The sequence below is a fragment of the Rhodococcus ruitaii genome (assembly GCF_055230935.1).
Genome location: NZ_JBUYWC010000006.1, coordinates 141951 through 167119 on the forward strand (window position 1 = coordinate 141951; position 25169 = coordinate 167119).

23 protein-coding genes and 4 tRNA genes are annotated in these 25169 nt (G+C 65.5%); 6 read left to right on the plus strand and 21 right to left on the minus strand.

What is annotated here, in order from left to right; translation table 11 throughout:
- The first annotated feature begins 80 nt into the window (after positions 1-80).
- From ACZI8W_RS09285 to ACZI8W_RS09295, 3 genes are all read left to right on the plus strand, one after another.
- Complete coding sequence (locus tag ACZI8W_RS09285) at positions 81-953, plus strand: peptidylprolyl isomerase (protein ID WP_463368203.1); 873 nt, start codon at positions 81-83, stop codon at positions 951-953.
- Positions 953-1726 carry a peptidylprolyl isomerase gene (locus ACZI8W_RS09290; protein ID WP_463368204.1) on the plus strand — a complete coding sequence of 258 codons (774 nt, stop codon included), beginning with the start codon at positions 953-955 and terminating at the stop codon, positions 1724-1726. The genes ACZI8W_RS09285 and ACZI8W_RS09290 overlap by 1 nt, the downstream gene beginning before the upstream one ends.
- 112 nt (positions 1727-1838) lie before the next feature.
- Positions 1839-2660 carry a peptidylprolyl isomerase gene (locus ACZI8W_RS09295; RefSeq protein ID WP_463368205.1) on the plus strand — a complete coding sequence of 274 codons (822 nt, stop codon included), beginning with the start codon at positions 1839-1841 and terminating at the stop codon, positions 2658-2660.
- Positions 2661-2694: 34 nt separating this feature from the next.
- On the opposite strand, the gene ACZI8W_RS09300 is transcribed toward ACZI8W_RS09295, so the two are convergent.
- From ACZI8W_RS09300 to ACZI8W_RS09400, 21 genes are all read right to left on the minus strand, one after another.
- Complete coding sequence (locus ACZI8W_RS09300; RefSeq protein ID WP_463368206.1) at positions 2695-5007, minus strand: RelA/SpoT family protein; 2313 nt, start codon at positions 5005-5007, stop codon at positions 2695-2697.
- A gap of 83 nt (positions 5008-5090) precedes the next feature.
- A complete protein-coding gene (locus ACZI8W_RS09305; protein WP_463368207.1) occupies positions 5091-5648 on the minus strand; it encodes an adenine phosphoribosyltransferase in 558 nt (185 codons plus the stop codon).
- Complete coding sequence (locus ACZI8W_RS09310) at positions 5645-7396, minus strand: ABC transporter substrate-binding protein (RefSeq protein ID WP_463368208.1); 1752 nt, start codon at positions 7394-7396, stop codon at positions 5645-5647. The genes ACZI8W_RS09305 and ACZI8W_RS09310 overlap by 4 nt, the downstream gene beginning before the upstream one ends.
- A 1-nt stretch (position 7397) precedes the next feature.
- Positions 7398-8591, minus strand: a complete 1194-nt coding sequence (secF, locus tag ACZI8W_RS09315; protein WP_463368209.1) for a protein translocase subunit SecF — start codon at positions 8589-8591, stop codon at positions 7398-7400.
- Between the two features lie 2 nt (positions 8592-8593).
- Entirely contained in the window at positions 8594-10393 is a 1800-nt protein-coding gene (gene secD, locus ACZI8W_RS09320; RefSeq protein WP_463368210.1) for a protein translocase subunit SecD, read from the minus strand.
- 134 nt (positions 10394-10527) lie between these two features.
- Entirely contained in the window at positions 10528-10866 is a 339-nt protein-coding gene (yajC, locus tag ACZI8W_RS09325) for a preprotein translocase subunit YajC (RefSeq protein ID WP_463368211.1), read from the minus strand.
- Between the two features lie 157 nt (positions 10867-11023).
- Positions 11024-12118, minus strand: coding sequence for a Holliday junction branch migration DNA helicase RuvB (ruvB, locus tag ACZI8W_RS09330; protein WP_463368212.1), 1095 nt, complete (start codon positions 12116-12118; stop codon positions 11024-11026).
- Positions 12115-12714, minus strand: a complete 600-nt coding sequence (gene ruvA / locus ACZI8W_RS09335; RefSeq protein ID WP_463368213.1) for a Holliday junction branch migration protein RuvA — start codon at positions 12712-12714, stop codon at positions 12115-12117. Before ruvA ends, ruvB begins: the two co-directional genes overlap by 4 nt.
- On the minus strand, positions 12711-13289 hold the full coding sequence (gene ruvC, locus ACZI8W_RS09340) for a crossover junction endodeoxyribonuclease RuvC (protein WP_463368283.1): 579 nt from the start codon (positions 13287-13289) through the stop codon (positions 12711-12713). Before ruvC ends, ruvA begins: the two co-directional genes overlap by 4 nt.
- Before the next feature lie 134 nt (positions 13290-13423).
- A complete protein-coding gene (locus ACZI8W_RS09345; protein WP_463368214.1) occupies positions 13424-14176 on the minus strand; it encodes a YebC/PmpR family DNA-binding transcriptional regulator in 753 nt (250 codons plus the stop codon).
- Between the two features lie 65 nt (positions 14177-14241).
- Positions 14242-14859: a pyridoxal 5'-phosphate synthase glutaminase subunit PdxT gene (gene pdxT, locus ACZI8W_RS09350; RefSeq protein ID WP_463368284.1), complete on the minus strand. Its 618-nt coding sequence runs from the start codon at positions 14857-14859 to the stop codon at positions 14242-14244.
- Positions 14860-14936: 77 nt separating this feature from the next.
- Positions 14937-15767, minus strand: coding sequence for an acyl-CoA thioesterase (locus ACZI8W_RS09355; RefSeq protein ID WP_463368215.1), 831 nt, complete (start codon positions 15765-15767; stop codon positions 14937-14939).
- Between the two features lie 68 nt (positions 15768-15835).
- Complete coding sequence (gene pdxS / locus ACZI8W_RS09360; protein WP_463368216.1) at positions 15836-16738, minus strand: pyridoxal 5'-phosphate synthase lyase subunit PdxS; 903 nt, start codon at positions 16736-16738, stop codon at positions 15836-15838.
- Between the two features lie 245 nt (positions 16739-16983).
- The gene (locus ACZI8W_RS09365) at positions 16984-18063 is read right to left on the minus strand and encodes an NUDIX hydrolase (RefSeq protein ID WP_463368217.1); all 1080 of its coding nucleotides are present in this window, start codon (positions 18061-18063) and stop codon (positions 16984-16986) included.
- Positions 18060-19187, minus strand: coding sequence for a glycosyltransferase family 4 protein (locus ACZI8W_RS09370; protein ID WP_463368218.1), 1128 nt, complete (start codon positions 19185-19187; stop codon positions 18060-18062). Before ACZI8W_RS09370 ends, ACZI8W_RS09365 begins: the two co-directional genes overlap by 4 nt.
- Positions 19188-20090, minus strand: coding sequence for a phosphatidylinositol mannoside acyltransferase (locus tag ACZI8W_RS09375; RefSeq protein ID WP_463368219.1), 903 nt, complete (start codon positions 20088-20090; stop codon positions 19188-19190). It lies immediately after the preceding gene.
- A gap of 16 nt (positions 20091-20106) precedes the next feature.
- Complete coding sequence (pgsA, locus tag ACZI8W_RS09380; protein ID WP_463368220.1) at positions 20107-20775, minus strand: phosphatidylinositol phosphate synthase; 669 nt, start codon at positions 20773-20775, stop codon at positions 20107-20109.
- A gap of 109 nt (positions 20776-20884) precedes the next feature.
- A complete protein-coding gene (locus ACZI8W_RS09385) occupies positions 20885-21406 on the minus strand; it encodes an ATP adenylyltransferase (protein WP_463368285.1) in 522 nt (173 codons plus the stop codon).
- Between the two features lie 41 nt (positions 21407-21447).
- Entirely contained in the window at positions 21448-23526 is a 2079-nt protein-coding gene (gene thrS, locus ACZI8W_RS09390; protein ID WP_463368221.1) for a threonine--tRNA ligase, read from the minus strand.
- 152 nt (positions 23527-23678) lie between these two features.
- The gene (locus tag ACZI8W_RS09395; RefSeq protein ID WP_463368222.1) at positions 23679-24026 is read right to left on the minus strand and encodes a DUF742 domain-containing protein; all 348 of its coding nucleotides are present in this window, start codon (positions 24024-24026) and stop codon (positions 23679-23681) included.
- A gap of 486 nt (positions 24027-24512) precedes the next feature.
- Positions 24513-24584: transfer RNA gene (locus ACZI8W_RS09400), tRNA-Val, on the minus strand.
- A gap of 296 nt (positions 24585-24880) precedes the next feature.
- Here ACZI8W_RS09400 and ACZI8W_RS09405 point away from each other — a divergent pair.
- The 3 genes from ACZI8W_RS09405 (at position 24881) to ACZI8W_RS09415 (ending at position 25125) form a co-directional block, all read left to right on the plus strand.
- Positions 24881-24953 (plus strand) — tRNA-Gly (locus ACZI8W_RS09405).
- A gap of 25 nt (positions 24954-24978) precedes the next feature.
- A tRNA-Cys gene (locus ACZI8W_RS09410) sits at positions 24979-25049 on the plus strand.
- A gap of 1 nt (position 25050) precedes the next feature.
- Positions 25051-25125, plus strand: a tRNA-Val gene (locus ACZI8W_RS09415).
- Positions 25126-25169 lie beyond the last annotated feature (44 nt).

Sequence of the window (25169 nt, forward strand, 5' to 3'; positions counted from 1 at the left end):
GTTCTCAGGTTGGGGTGGCAAACTCGACTCGGCCTGAACGCGGGCACACACATCGATCGGTTCACGGGAGGACAACTGCAGTGCCGAGCAATGCACAGCGGCGCCAGGCCGCGAAACGCAAACTCGAGCGCCAGCTCGAGCGTCGAGCGGAACGCGAGCGTAAGCGGCGTCGTCTGACTATCGGATTGTCGGCGCTCGGGGTTGTGGTGGTGGTCGGTATGGCCGCGGTCCTGTGGTCCGTCACCGGCGACTCCGAGGACCCCGCCACCGACGCCGCCGGCACGGACACATCGGCGCCCGAGTACCCGACCGTGCCCGAGGGCCGCGCCGAACCTCTCGCCGAGTCGGTGAGCTGCGAGTATCCGGCTGGCGGCAGCGAACCGTCGACACCGGTGGAACCGCCGCGCACCGACGGGATCCTCACCTCCGGTGAATCCAACACCGACATCAGCGTCAGTGTCGAGACGTCGCAGGGCAACATCGGGCTGATCCTGCACAACGACGATTCACCGTGCACGGTCAACAGCTTCCTGTCGCTCGCGGCGCAGGGATACTTCGACGCCACCACCTGCCATCGGCTGACAACAGACCCTTCCTTGCAGGTGTTGCAATGCGGCGATCCGACCGGCACCGGATCCGGCGGGCCCGGCTATCAGTTCGCGAACGAGTTCCCGACCGATCAGTTCGCGGCCGACGACCCTGCCGCGCAGGAACCCATGACCTATCCACGCGGCACCCTCGCGATGGCGAACGCCGGACCGGGGACCAACGGCAGCCAGTTCTTCCTGGTGTACGGCGATTCTGTCCTGCCACCGCAATACACGGTCTTCGGTGAGATCGACGAGACCGGACTCACGACCCTCGACAAGATCGCAGCGGACGGAGTCGTGGGTGGCGGCCAGGACGACGCCCCGGCGCTCGAAACAACTCTTACGAGTGTGAGGATGGACTGATGATCCGATTGCGCACCAGCGTTGCCACCGGCGCGGGCCTTGCCCTCCTGCTGACCGGCTGCGCCGACGACTCGGCGAGCGACACCACGACGACCACATCCATCAGCTCCGAAGCCGAACAGCCGCCGGCGTCGGGCATGCTGCCGGAGCGCCCCACGGACGGCGACCCGGTGTCGTGCACCTACACACCGGACGGGCAGGCCGCCGCGGACGTGACCCCACCCTCCGACTCGGACGTGTCCGCAAGCGGTATCGCAGAGGTGTCGGTGACGACAAGCGCCGGCGACATCGGGCTGCTGTTGGACCGGGCGTCCGCTCCGTGCACAGTGAACAGTTTCGTCTCCCTCGCCGAGCAGGGTTATTTCGACGACACCCCCTGCCATCGGCTCGTGACGTCGCCGGGGCTGCAGGTGCTGCAGTGCGGTGACCCGACGGGCACGGGCACCGGTGGCCCCGGCTACGGTTTCGACACCGAGTACCCCGAGAACTTCTACGCACAGGGTGCACCGCAACTGCGCCAGCCGGTGGTCTACCCGCGCGGCACGATCGCCATGGCCAACACCGGGCAGCCGGGCAGCAACGGCAGCCAGTTCTTCCTCGTCTACGAGGACTCGCAGCTGCCCCCGACGTACACGGTGTTCGGCACGATCGACGAGGCCGGCCTCGCCGTCGTCGAGGAGGTCGCCGCCGCAGGCGACGACGGTTCGATGTCTGCCGGTGGCGGCGCCCCGAACCTTCCTGTCCAGATCGAATCGGTGACTGTCCCGTCATAGGCACGGTTCCCGAACAGAATACGGGCTCCGGAACACAGGGGGTGCTCCGTACCGTCATGGTGCGGAGCACCCCCTGCCGAATCGTGGTTGGATACGCTACGATTCCGACTCTGTGATATCAACTACATCGACCGGCCCGTCCGGATTGCGCGGTATTGCCGCCGCGGGCACGCTCCTCGGTGCAGCGTTGACGGTCGGCTGCTCCGGCGGCGAAGCCGTGCCACCCCCCTCGGCCACCACCACCACAACAACCCAATCCGACAGCCACGCCCTGACCAGCGAGTCCATCTCGCAGTACCCAGGTCTCCCCGATGTGCCACCGCTGGATACGGCCACCGTTACCTGCTCGTACACACCTACCGGAGCTGCCTCACGCCCAGCGACGATGCCTTCGACCTCCGCATCGACGATCGGCAGCCCCGAAGTAGCGTTCGACACGTCGATCGGGCGCCTCGGTCTCGTACTCGACCGCGGCCATGCTCCCTGCGCGGTCAACAGTTTCGTCACCCTCGCGCAGCAAGGGTTCTACACCGGCACCTCATGCCACAGGCTGTCCGACGAAATCGGTGCGCAGTACTACCAGTGCGGCGATCCGACAGGGACCGGCACCGGTGGCCCCGGCTACACCTTCCCCGACGAATACCCCGTGCCCGAGTTCGCAGCACAGACCGCGACGGGACGTCCGGCAAGCGTCGTCGCATATCCGCGCGGGACCGTGGCCGTAGCGAACAGTGGCCGAGCCGACACCAACGGGAGCCAGTTCTTCCTCGTCACCGGCGACACGCTGCTGCGTCCCGACTACACCGCGTTCGGCCGCATCACCGACGAGTCACTGGCGCTCCTCGACGCCGCGGCCGCGGCAGGTCACGACGGCAGCTCGGTGCTGGGTGGGGGCGTACCGAACACCCCGGTGACGATCGCCTCGGTGGAGTGATCCTCGACCTGAAGGACTCCGAGCCGGCAGAACTCTAGGCTGCCGACGTGACCCGGTAGACGTCGTACACACCCTCCACGTTGCGAACCACGTTCAGCACATGCCCGAGGTGCTTCGGATCGCCCATTTCGAAGGTGAAGCGACTCACGGCGACCCTGTCGCCGGTCGTCGTGACGGATGCGGACAGGATGTTCACCTTCTCGTCGGCCAACGCTTTCGTCACATCCGAGAGCAACCGGTGCCGATCGAGCGCCTCGATCTGGATCGCCACGAGAAACACCGAAGACGGCGACGGCGCCCACTCGACCTCGATGATTCGTTCCGACTGTTCGCGGAGAGAACCCGCATTCGTGCAGTCCGTGCGGTGCACGCTCACCGATCCGGTGCGCGTCACGAATCCCATGATTTCGTCGCCGGGGACCGGCGTGCAGCATTTCGCGAGCTTCGACACGGTACCCGGTGCGCCCGGGACGAGGATGCCGGAGTCGCCACTCTGCCTCGACCGGGTGGGGATCGTGGACGGTGTAGACCGTTCGGCAAGTTCTTCTTCGACCCCGCCGACGCCCCCGAGCAACGCCACGAGCCGCTGCACGGCGTGGTGCGCCGACACATGATGCTCACCGACCGCGGTGTAGAGCGCCGACACATCGGCGTAGTGCAATTCCTTCGCTCCAGCGACCATCAGGTCGGCGTTCATCAATCGCTGCAACGGCAACCCGACGCGGCGAACTTCCTTCGCGATCGCGTCCTTGCCCGCCTCGAGCGCCTCCTCACGGCGTTCCTTCGCAAACCACTGCCGGATCTTCGCCTTCGCGCGGGGTGAGACAACGAAGGCCTGCCAATCGCGGCTCGGTCCGGCATTCGGGTCCTTCGAGGTGAACACCTCGACGACCTCGCCGTTCTCCAGCTTTCGCTCGAGAGCGACGAGCCGCCCGTTGACCCGTGCGCCGATACATCGATGCCCGACCTCGGTGTGCACCGCATACGCGAAATCCACCGGCGTCGAACCCGACGGCAGCGTGATCACTTCCCCCTTGGGGGTGAACACGAAGATCTCTTTGACCGCAAGGTCGTAACGCAGTGATTCGAGGAACTCGCCCGGATCTGCGGCTTCACGCTGCCAATCGAGGAGCTGACGCATCCACGCCATGTCGTCGACCTCAGCGACATCGCCCGAATGCCGACCCTTCGTTTCCTTGTACCGCCAGTGCGCGGCGATGCCGAACTCGGCAGTCCGATGCATGTCGCGGGTGCGGATCTGCACCTCGAGCGGCTTGCCTTCCGGACCGATGACCGTGGTGTGCAGCGACTGATACACGCCGTACCGTGGCTGCGCAATGTAGTCCTTGAACCGGCCCGCCATCGGTTGCCACAGAGAATGCACGACCCCGACAGCGGCATAGCAGTCGCGAACTTCGTTGCACAGGATCCGTATTCCCACCAGGTCGTGGATGTCGTCGAAGTCCCGACCCTTGACGATCATCTTCTGGTAGATCGACCAGTAGTGCTTCGGCCGGCCTTCGACGGTCGCGTCGATCCGGGACGAGGTGAGCGAGGACCCGATCTCGTCGCGCACCTTGGCCAGGTACGTGTCGCGGGACGGGGCGCGGTTCGCGACCAGTCGTACGATCTCCTCGTACTTCTTCGGATGCAGGATCGCGAACGAGAGGTCCTCGAGTTCCCATTTGACGGTCGCCATCCCGAGCCGGTGTGCGAGCGGCGCGATGACCTCGAGGGTTTCGCGGGCCTTGCGTGCTTGCTTTTCGGGCGGAAGGAATCGCATCGTGCGCATGTTGTGCAAGCGGTCCGCAACCTTGATCACCAGGACCCTGGGGTCGCGCGCCATTGCGATGATCATCTTGCGGATGGTCTCGGCCTCTGCGGCGTTGCCGAGCACGACCTTGTCGAGTTTGGTGACGCCGTCTACGAGGTGCGCGACCTCCTCGTCGAATTCCGAGGTGAGCTGTTCGAGGGTGTATCCGGTGTCCTCGACCGTGTCGTGCAGCAACGCGGCGATCAACGTCGTGGTGTCCATGCCGAGCTCGGCGAGGATGGTCGCGACCGCCAGGGGGTGGGTGATGTACGGATCGCCGGATTTGCGACGCTGACTCGCGTGCCGTTCTTCCGCGACATCGTAGGCACGCTGCAGCTGCGACAAGTCGGCCTTGGGATACAACTCCCGGTGGATCGTCACCAGCGGCTCGAGCACCGGTTTGACGGTGGTACCACGCTGCCCGGTGATCCGGCGTGCGAGCCGGGCCCGCACGCGCCGCGACGCCGAACTCGACGCGGGTGTAGGAGTGGGGGCCGCACCAGCGCTCTGGGACTTGTCAAGATTCTGGGTCATCCCCACTCCTCCCATCGCTGGCTCCGGCAGACCGGCTTCCCGCCAACTGTAATCCTTCGTGACGGTGTCGGAGCGACTCGGCCTCAGAGGCGCACGAGCGACGTCAACGGGTAGCTTTCCAGACGCGTACGTCCTCCGAGTGCTTCGAGCTCGGTCACCACCGTGACTCCGACGACGTCCGCTCCGACCCGCTCGAGCAGGTCGAGGGTGGCGCGAAGTGTTCCGCCGGTGGCGAGTACATCGTCCACCACAAGCACCTTGCGTCCCCGCAGCGATGGCGAGCCGTCGGGGATCTCGATGGCAGCTGTGCCGTATTCGAGTCTGTACTCGCACTTCTGCACCGGTGGGGGAAGTTTGCCTGCTTTGCGTACCGCGAGGACCCCCACACCGAGCTCGCGCGCCATTCCACCACCGAGCAAGAACCCACGGGCATCGATCCCGGCCACGACCTCCGCATCCGGTGCTGCCGAGGCCAGCGCCGCGACGACGGCCGAGTACGCCGGTCCGTGAGCGAACACAGGCGTGAGATCGGCGAAGTGCACACCTGGGCTCGGGAAATCGTCGACCCAGCGTGTGTGCGCCGTCACCGCGGCAGCGGCCTCTCGGAGCAAGTCTGGATCGGCAGTGCGTAGAACGTTCACCCCGTCAGTATCCACCGATCCATGTTCCACCCTGCACCCGCGACCGTCGGGTTACCGACAGCTGCGTGCATGTTCGGGGCGAACCCGATGGTGCGGGGCTGAAGGTACAGCGGCAGAGTTGGCATCTCGTCCCATAGAATCCGCTCGCCTTCCTCCACCAAGCTCAGCACCGCCGCATTGTCGCCGGCCACGAGGAGCCCGTCGAGGATCTCGTCGATACGCGCGTTCGCGTAGCCGCCGATGTTGCTTCCCGCGCGGGAGTTCAGTGCGCCGCGTGCATCTTCCATGTCGGCCCGGCCACCGGCTCCGGACGCGCCGGCGGTCCCGCTGAGGACGGCGTCGATCTCACCCGCACCCAGCTGCGACGGGACGAACGTCTCGGACCCCGCGTCGACGACATCGATACCCGCATCACGGCACGACTGGGCAATCAGTTCGACGGTGCGTGCGCGGCGCATGTCCGGTGACGAATATCCGATCCGCACCTCCATCCGCTCCTGCCCGGAGCGTTCGCGTTCAGCGCGCGCGGCCTCGAGGTCCACCGTGCCGAACCGCTCGGACGGGCCGAGGACAAGTGGATACAGCGGCGAATCCATCGGAAGCAACCGAGAGCCCACCGGGCCCGACCGCTCGTCGTCGGTCGCAGCGCCGAGCTCGTCGAACAGTTGCTGCCGCGGCACGCACGACGCCAGGGCCCGGCGAGCAGCGGGGTTCTCGAAGACCCCGTTCGTCGCCAGGACGAGTTGTTCGAGGTTGCGTGAGACCACAGTGGCCGTCTCGACCGTGTCCCCGAGCGCCGAGGTGTACCCGAGCGCTCCTTCGGCGCTGTCGACCACCTGGACCTGACCCTCTTCGACCGCCGTGGGCGCTGCCGTCCCGCGTGGCCACACGACGATCCGGTCGGTACCCGGCGAATTGCCCCACCACCGCTCGTTCGCCACGAGAACGAGCCCGTCGTCCGCGGTGTAGGACTCGATCCGATACGGCCCCGACGACGGCAGCAACGCCGGATCCAGAGCACCCGGCGTCAATGCCCACCCGGTATTCCAGAACTCGGCGATCGGCCGGACCGCGTCGAGATCGTCGCCGCTCAGGACCCCGACGAGGTCGCCGACGCCCGATTCCCGCGCCACGACATGCGACGGCATCAATTCGGTTGCGCCGAACAGTGCCCTCCAATCGGTGTCACCACGATCGGGACGGAACACCACGGTGGCGTCCTTCGAACCCGGAGCACAGTCGATGCGCTCGATATCAGCGTAGCCGCCGCGCAGCGCCGCATCGAAGAGGTTGGATTCGGCACCCGACTCATCGGGCGCCGTGAAACGGCCGCTCGCAGCAGCCCAGGTGAGCACCATATCGTCGCACGACATCGGGACACCATCGGAGTAGACGCTGCCCGGGGAAAGCCGATATTGGACGGTGAGTTGCTCACCCGGGACCGCCGACGCGGTGCCGATATCGGTATCGGCAACGACGCGACCGGCCGGGCCCACATACCCGAAGCCCGGCAAGACCCTCGCCAGCGCCTGCGGGGCACCTGAGGCAGCACCGTCGACCGTATTCGCGTTGTACGAGGTCACCGTGTTGTCGATCATGTATCCGACCGACGGCAGCGGCTCCTCTTCCGTGCCGCAGGCCACGGTGGTTACGGCGGCTGCGGCAAGTGCCGCGCCCACCGCCACCACCCTGCGGGAGAATCGGCTGCGTCGGGTGTCGGGTCGCTCGTTGCGTTCAGTCGCAGCCATATCAGGACCTTCTCTTGGCACGCTTTCCGGTCGGTCGGGCACCCGGTTGCGGGGTCCGCTGCGGTGCTGCCGCGGGGCGCTGCGCTGCGACGCTCACGGCCGGGGAAGCCGTCGCGTCGGCACCCGCCGGGGCGAGGTCGCCAGCGCGGCTCTCCGCACGTGCGGCAGCCTCTTCCCGCTTCGCGAGCACCTTGCGGGTGTGCTTCGCGATCGGACCACGCCATTCCTTGAGCGAAACGAGAAGCGGACTCGCGAAGAACACCGACGAGTAGGTGCCGACCACGATTCCCACCAGCTGCACCAGAGCCAGATCCTTGAGAGTTCCCACACCGAGCAACCACACGGCGATCACCATCAACGCGATCACCGGAAGCACCGAGATTACCGTGGTATTGATCGACCGCATCAGGGTCTGATTGACCGCCAAGTTGGCTTGCTCCGCGTAAGTACGACGGTGCAGATGCATGATCCCCCGGGTGTTCTCCTCGACCTTGTCGAAAACGATCACCGTGTCGTACAAGGAGAATCCGAGGATCGTGAGCAAACCGATGACCGTCGCCGGTGTCACCTCGAACCCGACCAAGGAATAAACGCCGGCGGTGACGGCGATGTCGAAGAACATCGCGGTGATCGCGGCGATCGCCATGTCACGCTCGTACCGCACCCCGATGTATACGCTGACGATCACCAGGAACACCAGCAACGCGATCAGCGCCTTCTGGGTGATCTGCCCACCCCAGGTCGAACTCACGTCGGCCACACTGATCGCGTTGCGAGAGGGCTCTCCGTCGGCGCCCACCGGCTGGAACTCGTCGAACAGCGCCGTCTGCACCGCCTCGACCTGACCGAGGTCGAGAGTCTCCGACCGGATCTGGAAGGTGGCGCCGGCACCCGCACCGACGGTCTGCACCGATTCCGGCCCGGAACCGATCGCGTCGCTGAACACCGTCTCGACCTCGGAGATGGTCGCACCGGCCACCGCCGGCATCTGGATCCGGGTACCGCCCTCGAAATCGATACCCCAGGTGAAGCCACGCACCAGCATGCTGAGCAGGGCAACCGCCACGATCACCGCGGTGAGGATGTAGTAGCGCTTCCGCCGCCCGATGATCTCGAAGGCGCCCGTACCGGTGTACAGGCCGGACAGCCTGCCCTTCCGCGAGACGGTCGATGTCGTTGTCGTCGTGTCGGTCATCGTCACGCCTCCTTCGCCGAAGCCGCAGCGAGCTGGCGCTCACGCGCCACCTCTTGAATCGCACCGAGACCATTCATGCTCGGCTTGGACCACGTCTTCGATCTGGATGCGAGGTGCACGAGCGGCCAAGTCACCAAGAACACCACGACGACATCGAGAATTGTGGTCAGGCCCAACGTGAATGCGAAGCCTCGGACCTGCCCGATCGCCAGGACGTACAACACCGCAGCGGATATGAAGCTCACCGCGTTACCCGAGAGGATGGTGCGGCGGGCACGGGCCCAGCCGCGAGGCACAGCCGACCGGAAACTACGACCCTCCCGGATCTCGTCCTTGATTCGTTCGAAGAAGACCACGAACGAGTCGGCCGTCATACCGATACCGATGATCAAACCTGCGATACCTGCGAGGTCGAGGGTGTATCCGATGTACCGGCCGAGCAGCACCATGATGGCGTAGACGGCGAGACCCGCAAGCACCAGCGACAACGCGGTGAGCAGACCCAGCATCCGGTAGTACACCAAACAGAACAGCAGAACCAGAACCAGGCCGACCGCACCCGCGATCAAACCTGCTTCGAGGGATGCGAATCCCAAAGTCGCCGAGACCGTCTGCGCCTCGGATGCGACAAACGACAGCGGAAGCGAGCCGTATTTGAGGGTGTTCGCCAGCTCGGTGGCCTGAGTGTTGGTGAACTGGCCCGTGATCGAGGTGGCACTGCCGGCAGGCGTGGCGCCCTGGATGACAGGCGCACTGACCACCTTCGAGTCGAGGACGAATGCGGCCTGCGAACCGATGTTCGCAGCGGTGTACTGCGCCCACGTGGTGCTGCCCTCGCTGTCGAACGTCAGGCTCACCTCGTACCGCGACTGCTGGCTGTTGAATCCGGAGGTCGCGTCGTCGATCTGCTGCCCATCGATGATGCTCGGTCCGAGCAGGTAGATCGAGGTGCCGTCGGTCGAGCACGCCACCAGTGGGAGCGCCGGATCGTCGTTACCCGCCAGCGGGTCGGTGGCCGAGCAGTCGAGCGCAAGCGCGGCCTCCTGCTGCACCATCGGGTCTTCGCTCTGCCGGGTCTCCTTCGCTGCAGCGATATCGGCTGCTGCCTGCTCCTGCTGGGTGAGCGGCTCGGAATCGTCCGGCCCCGGCGCAGGTTCTTCCGTTGCCGGTGCAATCTCGTCGGCCGGCTCGACCGGAGAATCGGTGGGGTCCTGCGCGGGGAACGGCCTGCCCTGCGGTTCCGGAGCATCGTTTGCGGGCTGCTCTGCGGTGTCCGGCTGGGCCGGTGCTGCCGGGTCGATGCCCTCCGGTGCTGCCGGGTCGGACCCCTCCGGTACCACTGGGTCGGACCCCTCCGGTACCACTGGGTCGGACCCCTCCGCGGGCGCCTGCTCGGCCAGCTGCTCGGCCGTCAGTGAACTGTCGATCGGTCCACCGACCACCGGCCTGATGTACAACCGGGCGGTCTGGCCGAGGGTCCTCGCCTGCGAGCTGTCGTCACCGGGAACCGTGATCACCAAGTTGTCGCCGTCGACGACCACTTCGGAACCCGACACACCGAGACCGTTGACACGAGTCTCGATGATCTGCTGGGCCTGACTGAGGCTGTCCTGGCTCGGGGTGCTCCCGTCGGGTGTCCGTGCCGTCAGCGTCACTCGGGTGCCGCCCTGCAGATCGATGCCGAGTTTCGGGGCCGGCGACTTGTCCCCGGTGAAGAAGACCAGTGCATACAACGCGACGAGAATCACCCCGAACAGGGTGAGTGCGCGCGCGGGATGCACCGATCCATTGGAAGGTGCCACGGTCTGTCAGTCTCCTCGATACGAGTGAGTGGGTCGGTCAGGGCGGCCGCGCAGCACACAACGGGCCGACACCGGCTACTGCGGTGCCGACCACGCGGTGACGCGTCGCGGGTCGAGAGGGCCGAGCGTACGCCTCAGCGCTCGGTAGGACCCGTTTCTGATGATGCGGCGTTGTCGTCCTTGCTCAGAGAAATCGAGTCGAGATCGTCGGCCTCGGAGGTCTCCTCGATGCGCTCACGGATGACCAAGCGTGACCATACCGTCACGACGCCCGGAGCAATCTCGAGATCGACGGTGTCGTCGCGCAGGGCTGCCACGCTGGCGTGCAGACCGGCCGTGGTCACGACACGGTCGCCGATACGCAGGGAGTCCTGAAGCGCAGTGACCTTTTGCATCTCCTTCTTCTGGCGCCGCACACCCAGGAAGGTGGGCACCAACAGTGCGAGGATCAAGAGCGGGAAGAGCAATTCCATGGTTGAAGTCAGTCCTCAGATTCGTAACCGGTGTCGCGGCGGAGTCCACCACAGCAACGCTCTGTCGGCCTCTGCGGACCGACGCAATAAACCAGTGTGCCACTACCGTGGGCGGGAAGGTACGTCCCGTTGTCCGATGTGCCGCGACAGAGCATGTTCACTCCTCGGCGCACGAGTCGACGTGCGGCTCGCGAGCACGCACCTCGATCCCACCGGCCGCCGCATCCGGAGGAGGCGTCAACCCCAACTGCAGCCACGCGGCCTGCGTCGCGACGCGGCCCCTCGGAGTGCGCGCCACCATGCCCGCACGCACGAGAAACGGCTCGCAGACCTCCTCGACGGTGGCAGGCTCCTCCCCCACGGCAACCGCAAGCGTCGATACACCCACCGGCCCGCCACCGAAGCTGCGCACGAGTGCCCCGAGCACTGCCCGGTCGAGGCGATCGAGCCCGATCGGATCGACGTCGTACACCTCGAGAGCGGCATGCGCGATCCCGACGGTGATGACACCGTCGGCGCGCACGTCGGCGTAGTCGCGGACACGCCGGAGCAAGCGGTTCGCGATACGCGGGGTCCCTCGGGAACGACCGGCGATTTCCGCACTCGCGTCCTCGTGCAATTCGATACCGAGGATGCGCGCCGAACGCTGCAGAATCCGCTGGAGCTCGGGCGGATCGTAGAAGTCCATGTGGGCGGTGAAGCCGAACCGGTCGCGCAGCGGACCCGTCAGGGCGCCGGACCGAGTGGTCGCGCCGACCAGCGTGAACGGGGCGACCTCGAGCGGGATCGACGTTGCGCCAGGGCCCTTCCCGACGACGACATCCACGCGGAAGTCCTCCATCGCCAGATACAGCATCTCCTCTGCCGGTCGGGCGATTCGGTGGATCTCGTCGATGAACAGAACGTCGCCCTCCACCAGGTTCGACAGCATTGCGGCAAGGTCGCCGGCACGTTCGAGCGCCGGCCCTGACGTCAGTCGAAGCGAGGACCCGAGTTCTCCAGCGATGATCATCGCCATCGAGGTCTTCCCCAGCCCGGGCGGACCCGACAGGAGGATGTGATCGGGCGTGCCCCCCCGCATCTTGGCGCCGCGCAGCACCAGCTGAAGTTGCTCTCGTACCCGGGGTTGACCGATGAAGTCGTCGAGACTCTTCGGACGCAGACTCGCTTCGATCTCGCCGTCGGACGTGGTGTACTCCGCAGTCACCGGCGACTCGTCGGCGAATGGATCGGGTGTGTCGTCGTCGGTCATCGCGACGTACCCAACGCCGACAATGCCGCACGCAACGCCGTGGACGTGTCGGCAGCAGGATCCGCGTTCAACACCGCATCGGTCGACTGCTCCGCCTGCTTGAGCGGGAAGCCCAGACCGACGAGAGCTTCGACAACCTGCTCTCTGATCGGTGAGGACACCGCGGACAGAGTAGGTGCGTCCTCGTCGGGGCCGCATGCGGCAACCTTGTCGCGCAGTTCGACGATCATGCGTTCGGCGCCGCGCTTACCGATGCCGGGGACCCGGGTGAGCGCCGCGGTGTTCCCCTCCGCGAGCGCTGTACGTAGCGCGGCGGGCTCGAGCACGGCGAGCGTCGCCATCGCCAGGCGGGGCCCCACACCGGAGACGGTCTGCAGCAGCCCGAAGAGATCGCGCGCCTCCGGATCGGCGAATCCGTACAGGGTCATGGAATCCTCACGCACGATCATCGCCGTCACGAGGCGTGTTTCACTGCCGCGACGCAACGTCGCGAGGGTGGCGGGTGTGGCGTTGACGCGATACCCGACTCCTGCGGACTCGACGACGACGTGGTCGAGCGCAATCTCGAGGACCTCTCCACGTACCGAGGCGATCACCGTGACCCTGCCTTCCGGGCTGCGAGCTGGTCGCGCAGCCGTTGCTCGTACCGTCGCTTCTGTTCCTCTGCCGCAGCTTCTGCTGCGGCCATCCGCGCCAGCATGGGCGCCCGCCAACAGTGACAGATCGCCAGGGCCAGTGCGTCGGCGGCGTCGGCCGGTTTCGGTGGGGTGTCGAGACCGAGGATCCGGGTGACCATCGCGGTCATCTGCTTCTTGTCGGCACTGCCGTGACCGGTGATCGCGGATTTGACCTGACTGGGAGTGTGGAACATGACCGGGATACCCCGCCGGGCAGCGGACAGCGCTACCACTCCTCCGGCCTGTGCGGTACCCATTGCGGTGCGGACATTGTTCTGAGAAAAGACACGCTCGACGGCGACGACATCCGGCCGGTAGCGGTCGAGCCAGTCTTCGGCGGCATCGGAGATCTGCAGCAGACGCTCCGCGAGGTCGAGATCGGTGGGCGTGCGGATCACGTCGACGGCCACGGGTACGACGACCCGGCCTCGGCCGGTGTCGACCATCCCGAACCCGCAGCGCGTCAGCCCGGGGTCGACACCCATCACACGCAACCGCCACACCCTTCACACGCTACGAACAGTTGTTCGAGAGCCTAGCCGAACACTCCGACTGCCGCCCGAACGACACGCGCCGCGCCGCGACCGACCGCGGCGCCGCCCTTGCAGGACGGCGCCACGAGGGCGGATCAGGCGTCGAGTTCGGCAAGAACCTCGTCGGGGATGTCGACGTTCGAGTAGACGTCTTGCACATCGTCACAATCTTCGAGCGCATCGATGAGCTTCATGATCTTCCGCGCACCCTCCGCGTCGACGGGCACCTCCACCGACGCACGGAAGTCGGGATCAGCCGCGTCGTAGTCGATTCCGGCATCGATGAGCGCGGTACGCACGGCAACGAGATCCGTCGGCTCGGACACGATCTCGAAGGACTCCCCGAGATCGTTGATCTCCTCGGCACCCGCGTCGAGGACGATCTCGAGGAGGTCGTCATCGGAGCGACCGTTCTTCTCGAGCGTGACGACCCCCTTGCGGGTGAACAGATACGCCACCGAGCCAGGATCCGCCATGTTGCCGCCGTTGCGTGTCATGGCGGTACGTACCTCACCCGCGGCGCGATTGCGGTTGTCGGTCAGGCATTCGATGAGCAGGGCGACACCGTTGGGGCCGTATCCCTCGTACGTGATGTTCTGCCAGTCGGCGCCGCCGGCCTCTTCGCCCCCGCCCCGTTTGCGGGCGCGTTCGATATTGTCGTTCGGGACCGAACTCTTCTTCGCCTTCTGGATGGCGTCGAACAGGGTCGGATTCCCGGCAGGGTCACCACCGCCGGTACGGGCTGCCACCTCGATGTTCTTGATGAGTTTCGCGAACATCTTGCCGCGCTTGGCGTCGATGGCCGCCTTCTTGTGCTTGGTGGTGGCCCATTTGGAGTGGCCGCTCATTCGCTTCGAGCCCCTTCCGGCGATGTGAAGTCGGTCGAGCCGACAGTTCGGAGGATCGAGTCTACCTACCGGGCCCTGGCCTGCGAGCGCACAGCCTCGACAAAAAGCCGATGGACCCGCAGATCACCGGTTACCTCGGGGTGGAACGACGTCGCGAAGACTCCGCCCTGCCGCACCGCCACCACCCGCCCCTTCGCCGGACCGTGGGGAACACGGGCGAGGACCTCGACGTCGGGCCCGACCCGCTCCACCCAGGGTGCACGGATGAACACGGCCCGCACCGGAGCACCGTCGACTCCGGTCATGTCGAGATCGGTCTCGAACGAATCCACCTGGCGACCGAAGGCGTTCCGCCGCACAGTGATGTCGAGCGCGTCGAGATGCTCGGCATCCGGCCGGGTGTCGAGCACCTCGGTGGCGAGGAGGATCATCCCGGCGCACGAACCGTAGGCCGGAAGCCCGTCCTTCAGCCGCGCCCGCAGCGGTTCGAGCAGGTCGAACACCCGGAGCAACCGACTCATGGTCGTCGATTCGCCACCGGGAATCACAATGCCGTCGACCGCATCGAGTTCGCTCTCGCGTCGCAGCGCGACAGTGCGCGCGCCCGCCGCTTCGAGCGCGGATCGGTGCTCCCGAACGTCGCCTTGAAGTGCGAGCACCCCGATCGTCGCAGTGGAGTGCAGCAGCGAAGTGGCCACGACGGATCGCCTCCCTCTCATATCGTCGAGGGTCGCCGCGCTCACTACGGAGGTCGGGCAGATCAGGACTCACGCAGATAGCGCGTGAGCCCTTCCTGCACGACTGCGGCGACCATGTTTCCATTGCTGTCGTAGATCCGGCCCTGGGTCAACGCGCGGCCGAACCCTGCGGAAGGCGACGTCTGGTCGTAGAGCAACCAGTCGTCGGCCCGGAACGGACGCAGGAACCACATGGCGTGGTCGAGCGACGCATCCTGAGTTCTGTCGTCGGGATGGATGACATGTGCGGATCCGAGCAGCGTCATATCGCTCATGTAGGCGAGTGTGCACACGTGGAAGACCGGGTCGTCCGGAAGCGTCGCGCGCGAACGGAACCACACCCGCTGGTGTGCGGCCACCCCGCGGTCGGCCACCAGGTGTTCCGGTGGAACGAATCGAAAATCCCAATTCGACCACTCGCGCAGTGCCCACGCGAACTCCTCACGTCCCTGTTCGACGAGTGTCTTCGCGTCGGGGAGAGTCTCCGGCTCGGGCACCGCAGGCATCTCGTCCTGATGCTCGAGGCCCTGATCGTCGGCGTGGAACGACGCCGACATCGTGAAGATCGCGCGACCGCCCTGAACAGCGGTGACCCGGCGCGTGCAGAACGAGCGCCCGTCCCGGATACGGTCGACCTGGTACACGATCCCCTTCGCAGGATCTCCGGGGCGGAGGAAGTAGCCGTGCAAGGAATGGACCTGGAATTCCGGGACCACGGTGCGTACCGCGGACACCAGCGCCTGCCCCGCCACCTGACCGCCGAACGTCCGCGGCAGCAACGTCTCCGTTGCGATACCGCGGAAGATGTTCTCTTCGATGCGTTCGAGCTCGAGGATGTCTTCGATCTTCGCCATTCGGGACCCTTCCGTCTTGTACCCGGAAGTAGGTTATCCGCCGGACGACGAGTAGAAGGCGGGGATGGTCACCATCCGCGCTCGGCAAGCCGGTGGGGCACCGGAATGTCGTCGACGTTGATGCCGACCATGGCCTCGCCCAGTCCGCGCGACACCTTGGCGAGCACATCGGGGTCGTCGTAGAAGGTGGTGGCCTTGACGATTGCTGCGGCGCGCTGTTCGGGGTTGCCGGACTTGAAGATCCCGGAACCGACGAACACGCCTTCGGCGCCGAGCTGCATCATCATCGCAGCATCCGCGGGGGTTGCGATTCCTCCGGCCGTGAACAGCGTCACCGGAAGCTTCCCGGCCTTCGCGACTTCGACGACGAGGTCGTAGGGAGCCTGCAGCTCCTTCGCCGCGACATAGAGTTCATCCTCGGGAAGTGAGCCCAGTCGCCGGATCTGCTGACGAATCTGACGCATGTGGGTCGTGGCGTTCGAGACGTCCCCGGTACCGGCCTCGCCCTTGGAGCGAATCATCGCAGCACCTTCGTTGATGCGACGCAACGCTTCCCCCAGATTGGTGGCACCGCACACGAACGGCACGGTGAATGCGAACTTGTCGATGTGGTTCTCGTAGTCGGCGGGGGTGAGAACCTCGGATTCGTCGACGTAGTCGACTCCGAGCGCCTGCAACACCTGTGCCTCGACGAAGTGTCCGATCCGGGCCTTGGCCATGACGGGAATGGAGACGGCGCTGATGATGCCGTCGATCATGTCGGGATCGCTCATCCGAGACACCCCGCCCTGCGCGCGGATATCCGCGGGCACGCGTTCGAGTGCCATGACTGCGACCGCACCCGCGTCCTCGGCGATCTTGGCTTGGTCGGGAGTGACCACATCCATGATCACACCGCCCTTGAGCATTTCGGCCATGCCGCGCTTGACGCGGGCGGTACCGGTGGGGGCAGTGGTATCCGGGCTACTCACAGCTGAACTCCTCAGACAATCTCGACACAGCAGAACCCGACACAGCAGAACTCGAAGTAGCAGAACTCGAAGCAGCAAGCTGACACAGCAGTCCGGCACGACGAGGTCGGGTCGCCGCGCACATGCGAATCGCGACCCGCCGAGCCTATGACTGCAGACGGGTGGGTCCCCATAGCCAGTCGCGATGCGCTGGCCTGCTCATGTCACACCCTTCTCGTGTCACATACTGCCCGTGACGAGCACTGTCAGCGAATGACGCGCAGTGGAATGTTGCGTCCGGGTTCCTCGCGAGCGCCGGCGATACGCCTGGCCTCGTCGAGGAGCTCCGGAAGATCCTGCGGGTACAGCGGTTCTCCCTCGGAGACCAGGTCTCGAAGTCCGTCGGTATCGAACCACCTGAACTCGAGGTCCATATGACGTTCGAGCTCGGTGAACCCTGCAGAGCCCGGTTCGAATCCGGGTGTCTGCAGGACGAAGAACAGTTCTTCGGAGTGCAGGACCTCACCGTTGAACGGAAAGACCGCCACCCTCCGCCACACAGGCCCGACGAGCCGTTCGGGGGCAACTCCCTGCCCCGTCTCTTCCGCGAGCTCCCGGACGGCCGCGACGCGCAGATCTTCGCCAGGTTCCACAGCACCGCCGACGGTGAACCAGAAGCGCACCTCCGGGCGGGCCGGATCATGCCCTCGAAGCAGGAGCACGCGTCCGGTGTCGTCGAGCAGCACCACCCGCGCCGATGTGCGAGCCCGATCCGGTATCGGCGACCGGGGTGGGACAGCCGCAGTTGTCTCGACTGGCCCGATTCCCTCCGCGATCCGTGCCTTGTCGACTTCGCGTTCGGCGATCTCGAAATAGGTCGGCAGCGGCGCAGTACCACCGAGGTGGAGCCACCTCACCGGGCGACGGGTCCGCAACGCGAGTGTGTCACGCACCGAATCGTTGTGGAATCGTCTGGCGATGAGGACCCGGGCCTCGGAGTCGGCAAGTTCGGCGACCAACTGCGGTCGCAAACGCTCGACGTCGAGGCCCGCGAGCGCGACGGAGAGTTCGTTCTCGGCGGTCTCGCGATGCGCACGATCCGCACGTTCCGCCCGATCTGCCAGCACCGACAACCGTCTACCGTCCGAAGCGCTCGAGGAGGCTGCGATGCTTCGCACCACCACGGCGCGCCGCGCGAGGGCGGCATCGAGCGCCTGCCACGACAGGTCCGACCGTACATGCAACCGATCGAGGCGATTGGCTGTCCCGTATGCCCACAGCCCGAGCAGCAGTACGACGGCTGCGATCAGCGCCAGCACGAAGATCGTCAGCGCGCTGAGCGTCACGAACGCACCTCCCGTACCGGACCGGCACCGACGGTGACCGTCTCGTACACCCGCAGGATCTGGTCTGCCACCACCGGCCAGTCGTAGGTTTCCACGACCTCGGATCCGGCCTGGATCAACGCGGCGCGACGGTCGTCGTCGTCGAGAACCTCCAGGATGCCGTCGGCAAGTGCTGCAGAATCGCCGATGGGGACGAGCACTCCTGCCCGCCCGTCGCGGAGCACTCGCCTGAACGCATCGAGTTCGGAGGCGACGACGGCGGTACCGGATGCCATCGCTTCGACGAGGACGATCCCGAAGCTCTCCCCACCGAGGTTCGGTGCGCAGTAGACGTCGGCGCCGCGCATCGCAGAGGCCTTCTTGTCGTCGTCGACCTGACCGAGAAACCGGAGGTGCCCTGCGTGCGGTCCGGCGTCTTTGCGGAGCCTGTCTTCGTCGCCGCGACCCACCACCAGGATCTCGATGTCCGGATACCTGACCACCAGAGCGGGCAGCGCACCGATGAGAACGTCCATGCCCTTCCGGGATTCATCGAAGCGACCGAGGAACAGCACCGTCCGACCGGCTCGCGGATAACCGGGTAGCGGCGGCGAGTGCCGGAAGAATGGCACATCGACCCCGTTCGGGACCTCCACGGCATCGGCCCCGAGAGAGGTGACCTGCCAGCGCCGGGCGAGTTCGGAGACGGCGATGCGACCGCTGATCTTCTCGAGAAACGGCTGTAGAACCCCTTGGAAGGTGCTCAGTACCAGCGACTTCGTTGTCGACGTGTGGAATGTCGCGACGATCGGCCCCTCGGCGATCTTCAATGCGAGCATCGACAGGCTCGGCGCGTTCGGCTCGTGGATGTGGAGGACGTCGAAGTTGTTGTCGTTGATCCAGCGGCGCACCCGCGAATACGAGACGGGTCCGAAGCTCAGCCGGGCCACCGATCCGTTGTACGGAATCGCAACAGCTCTGCCCGCAGAGACGACGAAGTCGGGCAGCGCTGTGGTCTCGGAGGCAGGCGCGAGAACGCTCACCTCGTGACCGCGGGCGATGAGCACTTCGGCGAGATCCACAACGTGGGCCTGGACGCCGCCCGGTACATCGAAAGAGTACGGGCAGACCATTCCGATCCTCACTCACTCCTCCATTCGAGCGCGTCGTGAGTCGGACAGATCATCGATCCACAATGGTTGCAACATGTGCCAGTCTGCCGGGTGCTCGGCGATATCGGCGGCGAATCGGTCGGCCAATTGCTGCGTGGCGCTGTCGATGCCGCCGGTGACGTCGACCTCCGGGTGGACCCGGAACCCCCATCCGCCGTCGGTGAACCAGCAGTGCACGGGAAGTAGGGGCGCACCGGTGTCGATCGCCAGTTTGGCAGGCCCGGCAGGCATCCGCGTCTTCTCGCCCATGAACGTCACGGGCACACCCTTGCGGGCCAGGTCGCGTTCCCCGAGCAGAGCCACGATTCGATTGTCCCGTAGGCGCGCGGACAGTTCGACGAACGGAGGGCTCTCACCACCGGAAAGCGGGAACACTTCGAACCCGAGGTGTTCCCGGTAGTCGACGAACCGCTGGTACAGAGACTCCGGTCGCAGGCGCTCGGCGACCGTGGAGAACTGCCCGTAGGTACGGGCGCACCACACCCCGGCCATGTCCCAATTGCCGCTGTGCGGCAGCGCCAGGATCGCCCCCCGCCCGTCCGCCAACGCTGTCTCGATGTGCTCACGTCCTTCGACCACCGCGTCGATCGACGTCGCGGTGGCGTCGAGATCCATCGACGGAAGGCGGAAAGATTCTCGCCAGTAGCGTGCGTACGACCGGACCGAGGCCCTGATCAGATCATCAGGAACTTGTTCCGGAGGAACCCCGATGACACGGGAAAGATTGCGGCGTAGTTGCGTCGGTCCGCCATTGCGGCGCGCAGCAATGTCGGCGCCCGCATCGAACAGCCGCGTCGCGACACGTTCCGGCAGGAGTCGCACCAGACGCCATCCCGCAGCGTATCCGAAATCCGAGAGGCGCTCGGCCGTGTTCATGCTCGGGTCTCGCCCTTCACGTCCGCTCCTCGCTGTCGGTATCCGTCTCTGGCGTCGAGGCCGGCGCGATCGGCAACAGATCACGCGCGCCCGGCGAATTCCTCACCGCAAGTACTCGCTGGAACACTGTGATGACCGATCCTGCGGCGAGCAGCCACATCGCGATGTGAATGGCCCAGTCGAGACCGAGACCGGTCAGACCGGAACCGACGAGCACGATCACGAGCCGATCAGGACGCTCGATGAGGCCGCCATCCGCCGACAGGCCGCTCGCCTCGGCACGCGCCTTGGCATACGAGATCACCTGTGAACATACGAGGCAGATCAGCGTCGCGATCACCAGCGGCCTGCTTTGCTCGTGATAGACCGCCCACCACGCCAGACCGGCAAAAATCGCTCCGTCTGCAACTCTGTCGCACGTGGCGTCGAGGACCGCACCGAACCGCGTTCCGCCGCCGCGGGCGCGTGCCATGGCACCGTCGAGCATGTCGAACATCACGAACAGCCAGATGACGAGCGTGCCGACGAACAGATGGCCGGTCGGGAACAAGGTGAGGGCGGCTGCGATCGTAGCGAGCGTGCCGATGACAGTCACGGCGTCCGGGGTCAAGCCCGTGCGGATCAAGGCGTGACCGAGCGGTGCAGTCACCTTCGATACCGATGCGCGACCGAAGAAGCTCAGCATTCCGAGACCCCCGATTTCCCCTTCGACCGACGTGTCCGGATCTCGATCCTGCCATGACGCGCTGGGAGGCCACAGATGTGGTCGAGTTCGGACCCGCGTTCGGCCGGGGTCACTCGTCCCATGCCGAGGCCAGCAATGCGCGGGTGTCGCGCAGCAACTGAACCATCACCTTGGACCCACCGAGCACCGTGATGAAGTTCGCGTCGCCGCCCCAGCGCGGCACCACGTGCAGGTGCAGGTGTTCGGACAGCGAACCTCCGGCGGCGGCACCCAGATTGAGTCCGACGTTGAACCCGTGGGGGCGCGACACCTTCTTGATCACCCGAAGCGCTCGCTGAGCGAACGTCATGAGCTCGGCGCTTTCCGCTACCGTGAGGTCTTCGAGGTTCGCGACCCGCCGGTACGGCACCACCATGAGGTGGCCAGGGTTGTACGGGTAGAGATTGAGCACCGCGTATACGGATTCGCCGCGGGCAACGACCAGACCTTCCTCGTCGGCCATCTTGGGTATCTCGGTGAACGGCTCGTACGGCTCGCTCCGCAATCCCGGGGATTCGGTGATATACGACATGCGGTGTGGGGACCACAGTCGCTGCAGGTGGTCGGATTCACCGACACCGCGATCGATCATCGAGTCGGAGGTGTCGGCCGGCCCCGGATTCCTCTCGCCGGTCAAGGGGTCGCTCCCTGTTCTGACGGACGCACCAACTCCGCAGTGGGAGAAGCGTTGTCGCGTCGGCGAACCCACTCTGCGACGATGCTCACGGCCTCTTCGACGGGCACACCGTTGACCTGGGTGCCGTCGCGGAACCGGAAACTCACCGCGCCTGCGTCGACGTCGCGTTCCCCGGCCAGCAGCATGAACGGCACCTTCTGCGTGGTGTGGGTGCGGATCTTCTTCTGCATACGGTCGTCGCTGAGGTCGACCTCGGCCCGGATGCCTTCGGCCTTCAACTTCCGGGTGACATCGAGCAGATGGTCCGCGAAGTTCTCGGCGACCGGGATACCGACGACCTGCACGGGGGACAGCCATGCCGGGAACGCGCCCGCGTAATGCTCGGTGAGGACACCGAAAAACCGTTCGATCGAACCGAACAGCGCCCGGTGAATCATCACGGGGCGATGCTTCGCGCCGTCGGTGCCGGTGTATTCGAGCTCGAACAACTCGGGAAGATTGAAGTCCAGCTGAATCGTCGACATCTGCCAATTGCGGCCGAGCGCATCATTGACCTGCACGGAGATCTTGGGTCCGTAGAACGCAGCGCCGCCCGGGTCCGGTACGAGAGTCAGGCCCGATGCTTCGGCGACCTCACGCAGCGTCTCGGTGGCCGTGTCCCACAGTTCGTCGCTGCCGACGAACTTCTTCGGGTTCTTCGTCGACAGTTCGAGGTAGTAGTCGTCGAGTCCGTAGTCCTTCAGCACATCGAGGATGAAATTGAGGATCGTGGTGAGTTCGTCGCGCATCTGCTCGGGCGTGCAGAAGATGTGCGCGTCGTCCTGCGTCATGCCGCGCACACGGGTGAGCCCGTGCACGACCCCGGATTTCTCGTAGCGGTAGACGGAACCGAACTCGAACATCCGCAGTGGCAGTTCGCGGTAGGAGCGCCCACGCGACCGGAAGATCAGGTCGTGCATGGGGCAATTCATCGGCTTGAGGTAGTAGTCCTGGCCGGGCTTCCGGATGCTTCCGTCCTCGTTGAGTTCCTCGTCGATGTGCATCGCCGGGAACATGCCGTCGCGGTACCAGTCGAGGTGACCGGACACCTCGTACAGATGACCTTTGGTGATGTGCGGGGTGTTGACGAAGTCGTAGCCGGCCTTCACGTGGCGCTCGCGCGAGTAGTTCTCCATCTCCTGGCGGATGATGCCGCCCTTGGGATGGAACACCGGCAGACCCGAACCGAGTTCGTCGGGGAAGGAGAACAGATCGAGTTCGGCCCCGAGCTTGCGATGGTCGCGGCGCTCCGCTTCGGCGAGCAGTTCGAGGTGCCGATCCTGCGCTTCGACCGACTCCCAGGCCGTGCCGTAAACGCGCTGAAGATCGGCATTGTCCTGGTCGCCCCGCCAGTAGGCGGCGGAGCTGCGGGTCAGTTTGAACGCGGGGATGAACTTCGTGGTCGGCAGGTGCGGGCCGCGGCACAGATCCTTCCACACCACCTCACCGGTGCGCGGGTTGAGGTTGTCGTAGATCGTCAGCTCGGCGCCGCCGATCTCCATGATCTCGGGGTCCGGCTCGACGTCGCCGCTGCCGGATTTGTCGTCGATCAGTTCCAGTTTGAACGGCTCGTTCTCCAGTTCCGCGCGAGCGTCCTCGAGGTTCTCGACGACGCGACGGGAGAAGCGCTGCGCGTCTTTGACGATCTTCTTCATCCGCTTCTCGAGCTTCGCGAGATCTTCCGGGGTGAAGGGTCGTTCGACCTGGAAGTCGTAGTAGAAGCCGTCCTTGATCGGGGGGCCGATGCCGAGCTTGGCTTCCGGGAACTCCTGCTGCACGGCCTGCGCAAGAACGTGCGCGGCGGAATGCCGGATGACGCTGCGGCCGTCTTCTGTGTCAGCGGCGACCGCCTCGACCTCGATGTCGACGTCGGGCATCCACGACAGGTCGCGCAACATACCTTCTCCGTCGCGGACGACGACGATCGCGTCGGGGCCTTTGACCGGCAGCCCGGCCTCACGGACGGCAGCACCGGCAGTGGTTCCCACGGGCACCCGGACGAGCGTGGCTGGTTTCGCGGATGCGGGCGTGGTCACTGTGCTGGACTCCTCGGCTGGATGCCTGTTCTGGGGGCTGTTACCGGGCGCGCCGGCAATGCGCGACGGCAACCTCCCCATGCTATCGACATACGCTCACAGCACCGCACACCGGGCGTGCCGGAACGAACATCGCGATGGCGCTCGAACAGTCAGAGCGAATGCAGCCCCGTGAGAACCCGTTCGAGAAGATCACTACCCGGCCCGACCCGGTCCACAGTGCTGTGCACGGTCAGAATGCCCGCCCCCGCAAGGTCGCCGATCAGTACACGGGCGACTCCGAGGGGAATCCCTGCCAGGGCTGCCACTTCCATAGTGGACCGCGGTTGCGCACACAGACCGACGACCACGCGGTGTTCCTCGGCGAACTTTCCGGCCATCATGCTCGACGCGGACGGGACTGTGGATACCAGGGCCTCGAGCGGTAGGTCCACATCGGTTCGGGTCCGGCCACCGATACGCACGAACGGCCTCACGAACGACGACGTGTGCTCTTCCACTTTTCCGACTCTCCCAGTGCTTTCGTACTCAGTGCCGTCGAATGTGCGATCCATCGTGCGTGACTCCCGAGGAGTCATCCCACCGGCGGGGGCCTGCTCTCCGGTCGCCCGCTCCACTCCCTTGGCCGACCCCACTGTCGAAGCAGCGCTCAACTCCGACAACCGACCCCCGTCCTCAGGGGGCGAATATACAAGATCGTCCCGCTTCGCACGGTGACGTGGACGCCGGGAACCGAACCGAGCACCCGTCGTCCCCACTGCCGGCCATGGGCCGTCTGCGACACTCATCTGACGAATCCTCCTCGAACCACCGTGGTCTGTCCCTGCATCGCCCGCACGGACTTCGATGGCCGCAGACGTGCACATTGTCGAGCGGGCCACGAACCTCTCGTCCCACTGGATCACACAGCCACCGCTGCGTTCGACAGTTGCATGCCAAGATACGCAAAAAGGGCACCCTGTGCAGGGTGCCCTTTTGCGAACCTGTGGTCCCGGCTGGGATCGAACCAGCGACCTCCCCGGTGTGAACGGGACGCTCTTCCACTGAGCCACGGGACCGTACCGCTTGTAGCGGCTCGAACGCAGAGAAACCTAACATGTCCCCGCGCGCGAACACGAATCCGCAGGTCACGTCACTTTCCGGGATCGCACATGAATGATGATTCCGGGGCGTCCCCACTCGGGCCCCTCCCGTCGAGAGAACAACACCGCCGAACACCTCCCGGCGCACAGATAGCGCACTCAACGCCATCCTGGCCAGCTTTTCTTGCATTGACCTGCAGATTTGTGTGTTTCCGCGATGGTCGGCTAAGTTTTTAACCGCACCACGGAGAGCGCAACGCCACGGTGCAAGTGCGGATGTAGCGCAGCTGGTAGCGCATCACCTTGCCAAGGTGAGGGTCGCGGGTTCGAATCCCGTCATCCGCTCGAGAGGTTGGACTCGACCTTTCATGGTGGAGTGGCCGAGTGGTGAGGCAACGGCCTGCAAAGCCGTGCACACGGGTTCGATTCCCGTCTCCACCTCGCGCGATTAGCTCAGCGGGAGAGCGCTTCCCTGACACGGAAGAGGTCACTGGTTCAATCCCAGTATCGCGCACCAAGGTCGATCAGCACGTGGGTCGATTCTCGAGTTTCACCCAACGT

Excerpts from the sequence above, each read along its gene's own strand:
- ACZI8W_RS09290 (WP_463368204.1), top strand. The coding sequence starts at position 953 with ATGATCCGATTGCGCACCAGCGTTGCCACCGGCGCGGGCCTTGCCCTC.
- ACZI8W_RS09300 (WP_463368206.1), bottom strand. The coding sequence starts at position 5,007 with ATGACCCAGAATCTTGACAAGTCCCAGAGCGCTGGTGCGGCCCCCACT.
- ACZI8W_RS09310 (WP_463368208.1), bottom strand. The coding sequence starts at position 7,396 with ATGGCTGCGACTGAACGCAACGAGCGACCCGACACCCGACGCAGCCGA.
- secF (WP_463368209.1), bottom strand. The coding sequence starts at position 8,591 with ATGACCGACACGACGACAACGACATCGACCGTCTCGCGGAAGGGCAGG.
- yajC (WP_463368211.1), bottom strand. The coding sequence starts at position 10,866 with ATGGAATTGCTCTTCCCGCTCTTGATCCTCGCACTGTTGGTGCCCACC.
- ruvB (WP_463368212.1), bottom strand. The coding sequence starts at position 12,118 with ATGACCGACGACGACACACCCGATCCATTCGCCGACGAGTCGCCGGTG.
- ACZI8W_RS09345 (WP_463368214.1), bottom strand. The coding sequence starts at position 14,176 with ATGAGCGGCCACTCCAAATGGGCCACCACCAAGCACAAGAAGGCGGCC.
- ACZI8W_RS09355 (WP_463368215.1), bottom strand. The coding sequence starts at position 15,767 with ATGGCGAAGATCGAAGACATCCTCGAGCTCGAACGCATCGAAGAGAAC.
- ACZI8W_RS09375 (WP_463368219.1), bottom strand. The coding sequence starts at position 20,090 with ATGAACACGGCCGAGCGCCTCTCGGATTTCGGATACGCTGCGGGATGG.
- pgsA (WP_463368220.1), bottom strand. The coding sequence starts at position 20,775 with ATGCTGAGCTTCTTCGGTCGCGCATCGGTATCGAAGGTGACTGCACCG.
- ACZI8W_RS09385 (WP_463368285.1), bottom strand. The coding sequence starts at position 21,406 with ATGATCGATCGCGGTGTCGGTGAATCCGACCACCTGCAGCGACTGTGG.